Here is a 13941-nt window from a genome sequence, read left to right on the forward strand (position 1 = left end):
GTATCAAGCTGGGCCGAGATCCAGGGTCAGCAGCACCGGGGCGTGGTCGGAGGCCTTTTCCTTGCCGCGCATGGTCTTGGCCACCTGCGCCGCTTTCAGCCGGGGCGCCAGGTCCGGGCTGACCCAGACATGATCCAGCCGGCGGCCCTTGTCGGCCTTCTCCCAGTCCGGCGAGCGGTAGCTCCACCAGGAATACAGTTTCTCGGTCGCCGGGGTGAAATGGCGCACCGCATCCACCCAATTGTGGCTGGCCTGCAATTTCAGCAGCCCCTCGGTCTCTACCGGCGTGTGGCTCACCACGTCGAGCAGCTGCTTGTGCGACCAGACATCACTTTCCAGCGGCGCGATATTCAGGTCGCCGACCAGGATATGCTGGCGCCCCTTGGCCTTCAGCCCCTTCGACCAGGCGGTCATTTCCGCCAGTACATCAAGCTTGTGGGCGAATTTGTCATTTTTCGTCACATCCGGGATGTCGCCGCCGGCGGGGACGTAGAAGTTATGGATCACCGTGCCATCGGGCAGCTTTGCTGCCACATGGCGCTTGTCGTTGCGGCCAACCAGTTGTTTTGCCTCGGCCAGTTCCAGCGGCATGCGGCCGAAAATCGCCACGCCGTTATAGCCCGGCTGGCCCTGGATCAACCGATGGGCGTAGCCATGGTCGTTGAACAAATCGTGCGGGAATTCATCGTCCCGCACTTTCGTTTCCTGCAGGCAGAGGATGTCGGGATTGAATTCGCGCAGGAAAGCATCCATCAGCGCCAGACGGGCGCGTACCGAATTGATGTTCCAGGTGGCCAGGGTGATCTGGCGCGGCAGGGCGGCGGTTTTCTTGCTCGGCATATCTAAACCCATAACAAATCCGCATGGCAGCCGCCAGCTTTGCGGGCATTGGTTATGTGGCAAAGCCGTGGCATAACAACCCTACTATGTGTGCCGCACCAGTTAACCCGCCGCGCGACGTGCAGGTCATGCTCTCGCGCCATGCCGCCTTTTTGGGTCGCCGCAACGATGGCGCGCGCCTGCAATTGCGCGGCCAGCGGATGGCCGGCTTCGTGCTCACCAAGCTGAATTTTTCCGATGCGATCCTGCCCGGCTGCATCTTCACCAGTTCCGATCTGCGCGATGCCGAATTCCGCCGCACCGATCTGTTCGGTGCCGATTTCGGCCGCTGCGACCTGACCGGCGCGATATTCGACCGCGCCGATCTGCGCGGCGTCTATTTCGGTTCGGCGAAGCTGCGCAAGGCTTCCTTCGCCCAGGCCGACATGCGGCCCGGCCAGTTCATGCGCACCAGTGCCGATGGCAAGAGCGAAAGCCGCATGGTCTCCACCGACCTGACGGATGCCAAGATCGACGGCGCCGACTTCAAGGGCGCGCAGCTCGATCAGGCCAAGTTCGCCGTCGCCTCGGCCAAGGAAGCGAATTTCGCCACCGCCGAACTCTATGCGGCGAATTTCTCCGGCGCCGATCTCTCGGGCGCCAATTTTGCCGGCGCGCGGCTGAAAGATGCCAACCTGATGGGCGCCAAGGTGGAGGGCGCCAGTTTCGATGGCGCCGATCTGCGCGGCGCCAATCTGCGCAATGTCGATCTCACCAAGGCGAAGATGGGCAATGCCAAGCTGGAAGGCGCCATCTACCGCAAGAGCAGCGACCTGCCGGCCGATGTCGCCGTGAAGCTGGAAGCCCATAGCCAGTGGATCGCCTCGCAGGGTGCCACCGGCGAACGCGCGGTGTTCCGTGGCGAGGACCTGACGGGGCAGAATTTCGGCTCCTGCGATCTGCGTGCCGCCGATCTTTCCGGCGCCAAGCTCACCGGCGCGATCTTCGATGATGCGCAATTGCTGTTCACGGTGTTTACCGGCGCCGCCCTGCGCGGGGCGCGCTTCGATCATGCCGCCCTGCATGGCGTGGATATGTCGCGCGCCGATCTTTCCGGTGCCCGGCTGCGCGGCGCGCAGTTCTTCGGCGTCGATATCTACGGTGTCGATGGCAAGGCCACCGGCCGGCGCATGCATCCGCAGCTTGCCGGCGCGGTATTCCGCCAGGCCGATCTCACCGGCGCGGAATTCGAGGGCGTGGATTTGAGCCAGGTCGATTTCGGCGGCGCCACGCTGGAAGCGGTAAGCTACCGCAACTGTGTCGGCACACCGGAAAAGGCAGCTTCTTAAGCCGCTACCACCCAGCCGTCATCGTCCAGCCGCACCGGGAAACGGGTCAGCGACTGGTTCTTGCAGGGTCCCAGGAAGCATTGCCCGGTCAGGGCATCGAACTGCGCCGCATGGGTGCCGCACATCAGCGCGCTCTTGTCGCGGGTGAAGAAGGCGCCGGGGCGCCAGTTCAGCGGCGTGCGTGCATGCGGGCAGACATTCTCATAGGCCAGCAGCTGGCCCTGCCAGCGCAGCACGAACAGCTCGAACCGCTGCTTGCCCTCGCCGAAGGAGAATTCCTTGGCGCCGGGGTCTTCCAGGGTGCTGAACTCGATCAGCCTTGTGCCGGGTTCAGGGCGCATGGCGTACCCCCTTCCTTGTCATTCCCGCGCAAGCGGGAATCCCATTATGTCTTGGGCGAAATGGGACTCTCGCTTGCGCGAGAGTGACGGTACTTTTCATTCCCCCTCACGCCTTCACGCCGGCCATCTGGCAGAGCAGCTTCCAGCTCGGCGCGTCAATCGGCATCACCGAGAGGCGCGACTGCTTGATCAGCGGCAGATGCGCCAGCTTCGGCTCCTGCTTGATCTGCTCAAGCGTCACCGGCTGCTTCACCGGCATGAAGGTTTTCACATCCACCATGCCGAAGCGGCCGCTCTCGTCGGTCGGGTCGGGATAGTATTCCTTGGCCACTTCCACGATGCCGACGATCCGCTTCTCCTCCACCGAATGGTAGAAGAAGCAGCGGTCGCCCAGCGTCATTGCTTTCATATTGTTGGCGGCCTGGTAGTTGCGCACGCCGTTCCAGCTTTCCACGCCCTTTTTCACCTGGTCGTCCCAGCCCCAGGCGGAAGGCTCCGATTTCATCAGCCAGTATTTCATGGAGTCAGCCTCATTCCGTCTTGAGTGGCCGCGCCAGCAGGGCGGCGATGGTGGCATCGATGGCGGCGCCTTCATGCAGGATGGCATGCACGGCCGCCGCAATCGGCATGTCGAGTTGCAGCCGTGCGCACAGGCCATGCAGCGCGCGGGCGGTGAACTGGCCTTCGGCGATGCTGCGCCTGCCCGCCTGATACTCGGCCAGGCTCTGGCCCTGGCCGAGCGCCAGGCCGAGCGAGAGATTGCGCGATTGCGGGCCGGAGCAGGTCAGCACCAGATCGCCCAACCCTGAAAGCCCCATCATGGTATCGGGCCGGCCGCCCAATGCTTGGCTCAGCCGCGCCATTTCAGCGAGGCCCCGGGTGATCAGCGCGGCGCGGGCATTGTCGCCCAAGCGCCGTCCGATGACGATGCCGCAGGCAATCGCCAGCACATTCTTCACCGCGCCGCCGATCTGCGCGCCGATCACATCATCGCCGGCATAGAGCCGGAAGGTCGGCCGCGCCAGGCGTTCCGAGAGGGCTTGCGCCAGCGCCGCATTGTCGCTCGCCAATGTCGCCGCTGCCGGCAGGCCGCGCGCCACCTCGGCGGCGAAGGTCGGTCCGGTCAGCACCGCCAGCGGCGCGCCGGGGGCGGCTTCCGCGATCACCTGGCTCAGCAGCTTGCCGCTTTCGATCTCGATGCCCTTGGCGGTCAGCACCAATGGCTTTCCGGCGCCGAGCAGGCCGGCATAATGCCGCGCGGTCTGCGACGGCATCGCCAGCAGGATGGCATCGCAGTCTTTCAGTTCCTCAAGCGCAGCCGTGGCGGTGAGGCTGTCCGGCAGGGCGATGCCGGGCAGATAGGGCTCGTTGCGTTTTGTGGCGTTGATCTCGGCGGCGAGACCGGCATTGCGCGCCCACAGCACAGCCTCGCCCTTCTCGGCCGCCAGCGCCGCCAGCGCCGTGCCCCAGGCGCCGGCCCCCAAAATGCCGATGCGGTTCATGCTCATGCCTTGGCCCCGGCGAAGGGCTTGGCTTCCGCTGTCGGATCGAGCGGCCAACGGGCGCGGGCGGAGACATCCAGCCCGTCGGTGAGGCCCCGGCGCAGGCGTTCCAGCCCGACCCAGGCGATCATGGCGCCATTGTCGGTGCAGAGCCGGGGCGGCGGCACACTCAGGCTCATGCCGTTCTGTTCCGCCAGCCGGCGCAGGCTGTCGCGCAGGGCGGCATTGGCGGCGACGCCGCCGGCCACCACCAGATGGCGGCCTTTCGAGCCGTGGATGGCATCGAAAGCCGCGATGGCATGGCGGCTGCGGTCCAGGATCACATCCAGCACCGCCGCCTGGAAACTCGCCGCCAGATCGGCCTTGTCCTGCTCGCCCGGCGCCTCGCCCAGGCTGTCCAATGCCAGGCGTACGGCGGTCTTGAGGCCGGAAAAGCTGAAATCGCAGCCGGGTTTGCCCTTCAAGGGGCGTGGCAGGGCAAAGCGCGTGGCCGAGCCCTGGCGCGCCAGCCGCTCGATCGCCGGGCCGCCGGGATAGCCCAGGCCGAGCAGCTTGGCGGTCTTATCAAATGCCTCGCCCACGGCATCGTCGATGGTGGTGCCGAGCCGCTGGTAGCGGCCGACCTCCTCGACGGCGAGGAACTGGCAATGGCCGCCCGAGACCAGCAGCAGCAGGTAGGGGAACGGCGTATCGTCGGAAAGCCGGGCCGACAGCGCATGGCCTTCCAGGTGGTTCACGGCGATCAGCGGCTTGCCGGCGGCATAGGCCAGCGCCTTGGCGGTCATCAGCCCCACCATCACGCCGCCGATCAGGCCCGGCCCGGCGGTGGCGGCGATGGCATCCACCTGATCCAGCTCGATTCCGGCGGATTTCAGGGCTTCGTCCACCAGGAAGTCGAGATGCTCGATATGGGCGCGGGAGGCGATTTCCGGCACCACGCCACCATAGGGCGCGTGTTCCCTCACCTGCGAAAACAGGCTATGGGAGAGGATACGCGCCTCTGGCGCCGCGCCGTCGCGCACCAAGGCGCAGGCGGTCTCGTCGCAACTGGTTTCAATACCCAGGACAATCTTGGGAGCAAGCATGGGTTTGAGTTAGCATCATGATGGTCCCGCATCAAGGCAAGGCCCTGCTCACCATCGGCACGCGCGGCTCGCCGCTGGCGCTGGCCCAGGCGCATGAAACCCGCCAGCGCCTGCTCAGCAATCATGCCGGCCTGGCCGAAGCCGATATCGCCATCTCGATCATCAAGACCAGCGGCGACCGCATCCAGGACCGCGCGCTGTCGGAAGCCGGCGGCAAGGGCCTGTTCACCAAGGAGATCGAGGAAGCGCTGCTGGATGGCAGCGTCGATCTGGCGGTCCATTCGATGAAGGACATGCCGACCCAGCTGCCCGCCGGCCTAATCATGGCCGCCTATCTGCCACGCGAAGACCCGCGCGACGTGCTGCTGGCGGCCACCCCGATGAGCTTCGCCGATCTGCCGCAAGGCGCCGTGGTCGGCACGTCATCCTTGCGCCGCAAGGCCTTCCTGCTGGCGCGCCGCCCGGATCTGGAGGTGGTGAATTTCCGCGGCAATGTGCAGACGCGCCTGAGCCGCCTGGCGGAAGGCCGTGTCGCTGCCACTTTCCTGGCCCTGGCCGGCCTGCGCCGGCTGAATATCCTGCCCGAAGGCATGAGTGTGTTGCAGCCGGAACAGATGCTGCCGGCGGTGGCGCAAGGCGCCATCGGCATTGAGTGCCGCGAGAATGATACGCGCGTGCTGGAGCTGCTCAAACCCCTGGATGATGCGCCGACGCGCCGCCGCGTCGAGGCCGAGCGCAGCCTGCTCGCAATCCTCGATGGCTCCTGCCGCACGCCGATCGCCGCCCTGGCGGAATTGCGCGGTGATGGCTCGATGCGCCTGCGTGCCGCCATCGCGCGACCCGATGGCAGCGAACTGCTTGAGACCGAACGCCAGGGCAGCGATGGCGTGGCCATGGGCCAGGATGCGGGCGATGAATTGAAGCGCCGCGCCGGCCCAGATTTCTTCAGCCTGCCCTGATGGTGCGGCCCTGATGCACGCCCGGCTGCTGCTCACGCGCCCGGAACAGGATGCCGCAAGGCTGCGGCGCGATCTCGAAGCGAGCGGCTTCGCCATCGATACCGCGCCGCTGCTGCGTATCCAGCCGTTGCCGGCGGAAATTGCGCTCGATGGCATCCGTGGCCTGCTCGTTACCTCGGCCAATGGCCTGCGCGCCTTCACGGCGCAATCGGCGCGGCGCGATCTCACGGTCTATGCCGTCGGCGAGGCCAGCGCGCGGGCGGCAAGTGCCGCGGGCTTTGCCGATGTGCATGCCGCCGGTGGCGATGTGAACAGCCTCGCCGCCCTGGTGCGGGCGCAGGCCGATCCGCGCCAGGGCGGGTTGCTGCATGTGGCCGGCGAAACCCTGGCCGGCGATCTCAAGGCCATGCTGGAGGCGGCCGGGTTCCAGGTGGCGCGGGTCACGCTCTACCGTGCCGAGGCCGCCAGCGCCCTGCCCGCAACGGTGGCAAAAGCCTTAGGCGCGGGCGACTATGACGGCGTGCTGTTCTTCTCGCCGCGCACGGCGGCGGTGTTTGCGGGACTGGCGCCAAAGATGGCGCCGGAACGGATCACGGCGTATTGTCTCAGTGCCGCCGTGGCCCAGGGTTTGGCTGGCCTGCCCTGGCGGCGCGTGGCGGTGGCGGCTTCGCCCAGCGAGGCGGCGTTGCTCGCGCTGCTTGATGAGGAATGACCCATGCCTGGTAAAGCAATCCCATGAGCGAGAAGCAGGACAAGTCCGGCGCCACCATCATTGATGCCGAAGTGGAAGCCCTGCCGCCGAAGCCGGGCTTTCTGGCCAAGCTTGGCCGCTGGCTGCTGCTCGGGCTGATCGCCGTGGCCTTCTGTGTCGCCGCTGCCGCCGGCTATCACTTCTATACGCAGCCGGGCGGTATTACCGGCAGCAATGTTGCCGTGAAGCCGGCGGCGCTGCCGCCGCCTGCCGTCACCCTTCCCGCCCCGGCTGTTGCGCCGCCGCCGGCTGTCGATACCGCTGCTGCGCAGAAGCTGCAGGAACTTGAGCGCCGCCTGACCGCATTGTCCGCCAGCCTGGAACGCCTGCAGCAACTGCCCGGCGCCGCTGCCGATGCCGACCGCGTCGCGGCGCTCGAAGAAGCCGTGAAGGCCCAGGCCAAGGCGACCAGCGATGTGGCGGCTGATGCGCGCAAGAGCGGCGCGGAAGCCCTGCGCCTGGCGGAAGCCGCGATCACCGGCCAGGCGCAGTTCGATCAGAAACTCGCCGATCTCACCCGCGCCCGCGCCGCCGATCTACGCCAGCCGGTGGCCTTGCTGCTGGCCTGGCAGAGCCTGCGCGACCGCGCCGCGCGCGGCAGCGGCTTTGTTGCCGAGGCCAATGCGGTGGCGCCGCTGCTCGGTGCCACGCCGCCGGCCAATGTGCGCGAAGCCTTCGCCGCCGTGCAGGTTTTCGCCGCCAATGGCGCGCCGACCGAAACCGCGCTCGCCGGCAGCTTCGCTTCGGTGATGGAGGCGCAGCAGAAGGAAGCCGCGCCCACGGCCACCGATGATGCCACGCTGAGCTGGTGGCAGCGGGCGCTCAACAAGCTCTCAAATCTGGTCACCATCCGCCGTGTCGGCGGCGAGGCGGCGGATGGCAGTGCTGACAAGCTCGGCATTGCCGCCGGCCTGCTGGAACGCGGCGATCTTGCCGGTGCCCAGGCGGCGCTCGAAGGCCTGCAACATCCCGGCGCCGCCCTGGCCGCCTGGCGCGGCGGCGCCGAGGCGCGGCTCAAATTGGAAGCGGCGCTGGAGCGCATGCAGGCGGCGATGCGCGATCACTTCGCCGCGGCGCCCTAACATGCTGCGCTGGCTGTTCATCGTCCTGCCGCTGATGGCGCTGGCGGCGTTCGCTGCCTGGATCGCGGATCAGCCGGGCAGCCTGCAACTCACTTGGCTCGGCTATGAAATCGCCGCGCCCGCACCTTTGGTGATCGGCGCCATCGCCCTGCTCGGCTTCGCGGTGTTCCTGCTGAGCTGGATGATTGCTTGGGCGGCGGCTTTGCCGCAACGGCGGCAATTGAAGCTCCAGGCACGCGGCCAGGCGGCGTTTGCCGCCGGCATGGTGGCGGTGGCTGCCGGCGAGGCCGACCGCGCCGCCAAGCTGGCGGTGAAAGCCGCCGGCTATCTTGAGGACAAGACGCTGGCCCGCCTGCTCGAAGCCCATGCGGCGCAGCTTAAAAACGATGCCCCCGGCAGCCAGCGCGCCTTCACGGCGCTGGCCGCCGATCCGGCCACGGCCTTCCTTGGCGTGCGCGGCCTGCTGGCCGATGCGCGCCAGCGCGGCGACCGCGAACAGGCCCTGGTGCTGGCGAAACGCGCCTCGGCTTTGCGTCCGACCTCGCCGGTGGCAGCCGAAGCCGAAATCCGCCTGCTGCTGGAAAGCGGCGACTGGGCCGGCGCCCGGCTCCGGCTGGATGCGGCGCAGGCGCGCAAGGCGGTGAGCAAGCTGGCCGCCAATCTGCTGCGTGCCAAGCTCGATCTGGCCGATGCGGCGGAGGCGGCGGCCACCGGCGCGCCGCTGGAAGCCTGGCGCAAGGCGGAAAAGCTCGGCAAGGCGCTGCCTGATCATGCCGGCCGCCTGGCGGTGCTGGCGCGTGCCGCCGATACCGGCGCCTTGCAGCAGCGGGCGCAGGAAATGCTGCGCCGGCTCTGGGCGGCGAAGCCCAGCATTGCCCTGGCGCGGCTGTGGCTCGATCTCGAAGCCGCTGCCAAGCGCGAGCCGGCGATTGCGCGCCAGCGCGCCGAGGCTTTCGTCAATGCCAATCCCGATGTGCCGCCGAGCCAGCTGCTGCTGGCCGAGATGGCGCTGAACACGCGCGACTATGCCAGCGCGCGCCAGGCGCTCAGCCTGTTCCAGACAACGGATCCCTGGGGTGCCGGCCTGCGCGCCCGGCTGGCGGAGGAAAGCGAAGGCGATGCCGCCGCTGCCGACCGCTGGCGCCAGCTTGCGCGCCAGATCGAACCCTGGCGCTGCGAGGCCTGCGGTGCCGGCCATGCCGCCTGGGCGATCCGCTGCACCGCCTGCGGTGGCTTCGACAGCATCCAGCCGGCGCCGCTGCAACCCGGCCAGGCCCCCACAGGCGCCCCGCCGATCCTGCTGGATGGCCCGAAAGCGTAAAACCCAAGGCGTGGAATCAAAGGCTTAGGCAACGCTTGCCAAGCGCGCCGCGCCCCCGTATTTTCCGCCCGCATTCGTGCCGTGCCGGCGTAGCTCAGGGGTAGAGCAAGACTTTCGTAAAGTCGAGGTCGGGGGTTCAATTCCCTCCGCCGGCACCATTTCCCTTCAGATATGGTCCCAGCTGCCCGCCACCTGGATGGCGGTTTTCACGCTATGGGCGATGTAGCAATCGCCATGGGCGGCTTCATGCAAAGCCGCCACCGCCGCGTCATCGGGCCGCTTGGTGCCGGTGAAGCGGATGCTGGGCTTGAGGATGGCGCGGGTCATCCATGGCGTGGTGCCGGGCGTGGTGGCTTCGAGCACGGCTTCCGCCGCGTCGTCATAGCTCAGGATGTCATAGCCGGCGCGGGCGGCGGCGTAGAGGAAGCAGAGCATGTGGCAGGAAGAAATAGCCGCCAGCAGCGCCTCCTCGGGATCGACGGCGGCGGCATCGCTATAGGGCGCGCGCACCGCATGCGGCGAGGGCGAGCCGGGGATTTCCGCGCCGCCATCGAAGCGCCAGCGATGCACGCGGCTATAGCGTTGCGCGGTGAAAGCATCGCCGTCGCTCTGCTGCCAGGTGATGCGGGCGCTGTAGCGGCTCATGCCTTATCGCTTTCCAGGCTGTTCAATGCCAGACTGCTGAGCGCCAGGCGGCGGGTGGCTTCGAGATGGGCGCGCAGCAGCGCCACGGCGCGTTCGGCATCGCCATTGCGCACGGCCTCGATCAGCCAGTGATGGTCGTCATGCCAGCCCTCGCGCCGCGATTCCGGCGACAGGCGGGCGGCATAGACCCGCTCCACCGCGCGGCGCAGGCCGGCGATCAGGTCCAGCGTGCGGCGGCGGCCGCAGGGAGCATAGAGCGTTTCATGGAAATCGCGGTCATGGCGCAGCCAGTCGGCGGGCAGGGTGGCATGGTCGAGTTCGCGCTGGATCGCTTCCAGGCGGCGGATCGTCGCCGGCGTGTGTTGCGGCACGGCGCGGCGCAGGGCATCGCCTTCCAGGCTGATCCGCAGGTCGAAGATTTCATCCACCTCTCCGGGCGAATGGCGCGGCACGAAGGCGCCCCGGTTCGGCTCGATCACCACCAGGCCCTCGGCCTGCAACTGGTTCAGCGCCTCGCGCACTGGGATGCGGCTGACGCCGAATTCGGCCGCCAGTTCGGCCTGGCGCAAGGCAGCGCCGGGCGCCCAGCGGCCCTCGCTCAACTGCCCGCGCAGGGCGGCAGCCAGGGCGAGCGCCGTGGTTCTCTCGTGGGGTCTCTCCTGCGGCAACATGGGATAATTGTATCCAATTATCCCATGTTGGGCAAGCCGTCAGGCACTAGACGGGCCGGGACAGGGGAAAATCGTCATTCAGCGGGAACCGGAAGCCTTCCGGCGGCACTCATGCATTGCCGGTTTGTGATCGCCGGTGCCTACATCCGTAATCCGGGATTAGCCTGATTTCAGAGCAATTATAAAGCCTTGACTCAAGGCGGTGGGGTCCTGTTTCAATGGGTGGACAGGGCCTGGAGCCAAGGCCAGGGGGATGAATGGAATTCGTCAAGGTTGTGCATGATGCCATTCTGTCGAGTGGCCGCCGCGCCTATGTCTATCTGACATTGGCCAGCCTTGGCACGTTCGCGATCTCCGTGCTGGTCAATTCGGTCACGGATTATGACCCCGCCGAGGGGCCGAATTACGAGCTGCTGGTCGCCTTCATCCTGGTCTGCGCCGTCACCGTGGTGGCGCGCGGCGAAACCACCCGGATCATGAACGCGGTCGGCGAGGGCCTGGCGCACCATATGCGCCAGCAATATGCCCGGCTGCTGCGGCGGGCGGATTTCGCCGAGGTCGAGCGTATCGGCAAGGACACCATCTACACCACGCTGGCGCGCAACGCCCAGGTGCTGGCGGAAAGCCCGGCCGTGCTGGCTCAGGGCGTTGCCTCGGTCGGCGCCTTCATCCTGGCGACACTCTATGTCGCCTATCTCTCGCTGCTGGCGGCGGCGGCGATCGCGGTGCTGATCTTCGTCATCTACCTCGCCAGCCAGCTCCGCAAGGAGCATACCCAGGACGATCTCGCCGCCGGCCAGAAGGCCGAGCAGGAATTCTTCGAGACCTTCAGCCATTACCTGAACGGCCTGAAGGAAGCGCGCATGGACCCGGATCGCGGCGACGACCTGTTCGAGAATTTTCTCTCCGCGCGCGCCAATCGCGCCCGCGAGCTGCGGCTCAAGGCGCTCGACTCGATGATCGCTTTCGGCGTCGTGGTGTTCGGCAGCTTCTACCTGCTGCTCGGCACCGTCACCTTCATCACGCCGCAATATGTCGAGACCGCCTCGATTGCGATGAAGATCGTTTATACGTCATCGGTGATGTGGCTGCTGATCGAAAGCCTGCTGCGCATCATGCCGACCGTGGCGCGCGGCAATGCCGCCTTCACCGAATTGCGCAAGCTGGAAGTGCGGCTGCGCGCGGTGCAGCGGCCCGATCCGCACACCCCGCTGCAATTGCCGAAGCTGCGCAGCCTGGAACTGCGCGGCATCGCCTATACCTATCCGACCCAGGAGAATGACGGCCAGCCGTTTTCGATCGGCCCCTGCGACCTGCTGCTGAAGCCGGGCGAGGCCACCTTCCTGGTCGGCGGCAATGGCTCGGGCAAGACCACGTTGCTGCGCAATCTCTGCCTGCTGTACAAGCCGCAGGGCGGCGAGGTGCTGTGGAACGGCGTGCCGGTGAGCGATGAGACGGCGGCGGATTACCGCCGCCGCATCTCGGCGGTGTTCGCCGATTTCCATCTCTTCGACCGCATCTATGGCAACCGCGATATCGATCCGGCACGCGTCACCGCGATGCTCGAGCATGTGCAGCTCAATACCAAGACGCGCTACGTCAATGGCCGCTTCACCACGCTGGATCTCTCCACCGGCCAGCGCAAGCGGCTGGCCCTGGCGCTGGCGCTGCTGGAGAACCGTGACATCTACCTGTTCGATGAAATCGCCGCCGACCAGGACCCGAATTTCCGCCGCCGCATCTACGAGGAATTCATCCCCGAGTTGAAGGCGCGCGGCAAGGCTGTGCTCGCCATCACCCATGACGAACGCTATTTCGGCACCGCCGATGCGATCTACTTCATGGATGAAGGGCAGCTAACGCGGAGGAGCACATGAGCGACCAGGGCACCAATACGGCGCCATCCGCTGGCGATAACGGCAACGATAAGGGCCGCAATCCCGATATCCCGTTCGTGCGGCGCAGCATCTTCGTCTATCCGGTTGCCATCCTGGTGGTGTTCGGCTTCATCGTCATGGCGTTGTCGCGGTCGATCTTCGTGATGGTGATGCCGGGCGAAGTCGGCGTGCTCTACGATCTGTTCTTCGGCGGTACGCAGACGGTGAAGGTCTATGGCGAGGGCCTGGTGACCAAGCTGCCCTGGAATCGCTTCTTCACCTACGACACCCGCCTGCAGGCCCTGCGCCAGCCGCTCTATGCGCTGTCGCAGGAGGGCATGTCGGTGCAGGTCGAACTGTCGGTGTTCTTCCGCGCCAGCCCGAAACTGGCCGGCCGCCTGCACAAGGAACTGGGTCCGCAATATATCAACCGCGTGATCTCGCCGCTGGTGATCTCCACCGTGCGCGAGATGATCTCGCATCACCGCTCGCATGAACTCTACACCGTCGGCTTCGACTATCTGCAGAATGAAATTGAGAAGGAACTGCGCGGCAATCCGATCTCGGAGATGATCGAATTCACCGATGTGCTGATCTCGCGCCTGGATCTGCCGCCGGTGGTGCTGCGCGCCATCGAGTACAAGCTGGAGCAGGAACAGATCGCCAAGGCCTATGAGTATGTGCTGCAGAGCCAGCGCGCCGAAGCCGAACGCAAGCGCATCGAAGCCATCGGCATCCAGAATTTCTATTCCATCGTGTCGTCGGCGCTGACTCCGCCGCTGCTCACCTGGCGTGGCATCGAAGCGACGGTGGAAATGGCGCGCGCGCCGAATTCCAAGGTGGTGGTGGTGGGCAGCGGCAAGGATCAGCTGCCCATTATCCTTGGCGGCGAAATCGGGCAATTGCCGCAGACGCCGCCGCCGCCGGTGGCACCGGTGAGCCCGGAAAGCAATCAGCTTGATCGCCTGATGAGTCTGCCGCGCCTGTTCCCGCCGCAGACCGATCCGACCCAGGCGATGCCGCAGCAGGGCATGCCGCCGGGCAGCAATACCGGCGGTGCATCGCTGCTCTCGGGCAACAGCTACAATCCCGGCGCCACCACGCCGCAGGCAACCTTGCCGCAGAATCTGCCGCAGACTCCGCAACCCTATCTGCCGCAGGTGCCGGGGCCGCAGAATTATGTGCCGCCGATAGTTTCGGCGCCGCCGCCTGCACCGCCTGGTATTCAGCCGGTCGCGCCGTTGCAGCAGCAGGTGCCGCGCTGATGCTTTGCGCTGGATTCACGCGGCGAATCGGCTACACTGCCGGCGACAAGCATCGCGGCGGATCGTGCAATTTTCAGGTCTTGCGTTCGCGGATTCGCACATTACATGCGTAGCATATACCTGCCCCGGCACGTCATTATCGCACCAGTCATGGTGCAAGCCAATGGCGGCAAGGTAGTGCCTGCAGCATGGCAACGCCGAAGGAGAAGCGACGATGCTGTTTCTGTACCGAATGGTGGCGAAGCGGATCATTCGCCGGCGTTTTCCCGGAGAC

At 66.4% G+C, this 13941-nt stretch carries 14 protein-coding genes and 1 tRNA gene; 8 read left to right on the forward strand and 7 right to left on the reverse strand.

Features of this window, described 5'->3' with window-relative positions:
• Nucleotides 1-3: 3 nt before the first annotated feature.
• A complete protein-coding gene (xth, locus tag ACQY7X_RS07515; protein ID WP_428249247.1) occupies nt 4-840 on the reverse strand; it encodes an exodeoxyribonuclease III in 837 nt (278 codons plus the stop codon).
• Between the two features lie 23 nt (nt 841-863).
• Between xth and ACQY7X_RS07520 the strand changes: the two genes are divergently transcribed.
• Nucleotides 864-2168, forward strand: a complete 1305-nt coding sequence (locus ACQY7X_RS07520; protein WP_428249248.1) for a pentapeptide repeat-containing protein — start codon at nt 864-866, stop codon at nt 2166-2168.
• Here ACQY7X_RS07520 and ACQY7X_RS07525 read toward each other — a convergent pair.
• The 4 genes from ACQY7X_RS07525 to tsaD form a co-directional block, all read right to left on the reverse strand.
• A complete protein-coding gene (locus ACQY7X_RS07525) occupies nt 2165-2509 on the reverse strand; it encodes a Rieske (2Fe-2S) protein (RefSeq protein WP_428249249.1) in 345 nt (114 codons plus the stop codon). The two genes, ACQY7X_RS07520 and ACQY7X_RS07525, sit on opposite strands and share 4 nt — an antisense overlap.
• A 106-nt stretch (nt 2510-2615) precedes the next feature.
• The gene (locus ACQY7X_RS07530) at nt 2616-3029 is read right to left on the reverse strand and encodes an EVE domain-containing protein (protein ID WP_428249250.1); all 414 of its coding nucleotides are present in this window, start codon (nt 3027-3029) and stop codon (nt 2616-2618) included.
• A gap of 10 nt (nt 3030-3039) precedes the next feature.
• A complete protein-coding gene (locus tag ACQY7X_RS07535) occupies nt 3040-4017 on the reverse strand; it encodes an NAD(P)H-dependent glycerol-3-phosphate dehydrogenase (protein ID WP_428249251.1) in 978 nt (325 codons plus the stop codon).
• Nucleotides 4014-5096, reverse strand: coding sequence for a tRNA (adenosine(37)-N6)-threonylcarbamoyltransferase complex transferase subunit TsaD (tsaD, locus tag ACQY7X_RS07540; protein WP_428249252.1), 1083 nt, complete (start codon nt 5094-5096; stop codon nt 4014-4016). The genes ACQY7X_RS07535 and tsaD overlap by 4 nt, the downstream gene beginning before the upstream one ends.
• A gap of 17 nt (nt 5097-5113) precedes the next feature.
• Here tsaD and hemC point away from each other — a divergent pair, with 17 nt between their 5' ends.
• The 5 genes from hemC to ACQY7X_RS07565 all read left to right on the forward strand — a co-directional run bounded on the left by hemC (nt 5114) and on the right by ACQY7X_RS07565 (nt 9367).
• A complete protein-coding gene (gene hemC, locus ACQY7X_RS07545) occupies nt 5114-6055 on the forward strand; it encodes a hydroxymethylbilane synthase (protein ID WP_428249253.1) in 942 nt (313 codons plus the stop codon).
• Nucleotides 6056-6068: 13 nt separating this feature from the next.
• Entirely contained in the window at nt 6069-6767 is a 699-nt protein-coding gene (locus tag ACQY7X_RS07550) for a uroporphyrinogen-III synthase (protein ID WP_428249254.1), read from the forward strand.
• Between the two features lie 23 nt (nt 6768-6790).
• Nucleotides 6791-7888, forward strand: coding sequence for a COG4223 family protein (locus ACQY7X_RS07555; protein ID WP_428249255.1), 1098 nt, complete (start codon nt 6791-6793; stop codon nt 7886-7888).
• 1 nt (nt 7889) lies between these two features.
• Nucleotides 7890-9209 (forward strand): heme biosynthesis HemY N-terminal domain-containing protein, encoded by a 1320-nt coding sequence (locus ACQY7X_RS07560; protein ID WP_428249257.1) that lies wholly within the window; start codon nt 7890-7892, stop codon nt 9207-9209.
• 83 nt (nt 9210-9292) lie between these two features.
• A tRNA-Thr gene (locus ACQY7X_RS07565) sits at nt 9293-9367 on the forward strand.
• A gap of 7 nt (nt 9368-9374) precedes the next feature.
• On the opposite strand, the gene ACQY7X_RS07570 is transcribed toward ACQY7X_RS07565, so the two are convergent.
• Together ACQY7X_RS07570 and ACQY7X_RS07575 are read right to left on the reverse strand one after the other, a co-directional pair.
• Nucleotides 9375-9854, reverse strand: a complete 480-nt coding sequence (locus tag ACQY7X_RS07570) for an OsmC family protein (protein ID WP_428249259.1) — start codon at nt 9852-9854, stop codon at nt 9375-9377.
• Nucleotides 9851-10525 carry a GntR family transcriptional regulator gene (locus ACQY7X_RS07575; protein WP_428249260.1) on the reverse strand — a complete coding sequence of 225 codons (675 nt, stop codon included), beginning with the start codon at nt 10523-10525 and terminating at the stop codon, nt 9851-9853. Before ACQY7X_RS07575 ends, ACQY7X_RS07570 begins: the two co-directional genes overlap by 4 nt.
• 257 nt (nt 10526-10782) lie before the next feature.
• Between ACQY7X_RS07575 and ACQY7X_RS07580 the strand changes: the two genes are divergently transcribed.
• Both ACQY7X_RS07580 and ACQY7X_RS07585 read left to right on the forward strand, forming a co-directional pair.
• Entirely contained in the window at nt 10783-12402 is a 1620-nt protein-coding gene (locus ACQY7X_RS07580; RefSeq protein ID WP_428249262.1) for a cyclic peptide export ABC transporter, read from the forward strand.
• A complete protein-coding gene (locus ACQY7X_RS07585; protein WP_428249263.1) occupies nt 12399-13667 on the forward strand; it encodes a prohibitin family protein in 1269 nt (422 codons plus the stop codon). The genes ACQY7X_RS07580 and ACQY7X_RS07585 overlap by 4 nt, the downstream gene beginning before the upstream one ends.
• Nucleotides 13668-13941: the final 274 nt, after the last annotated feature.

Origin of the sequence: Ferrovibrio sp. (assembly GCF_965278975.1) — a bacterium.
GTDB lineage: Bacteria > Pseudomonadota > Alphaproteobacteria > Ferrovibrionales > Ferrovibrionaceae > Ferrovibrio.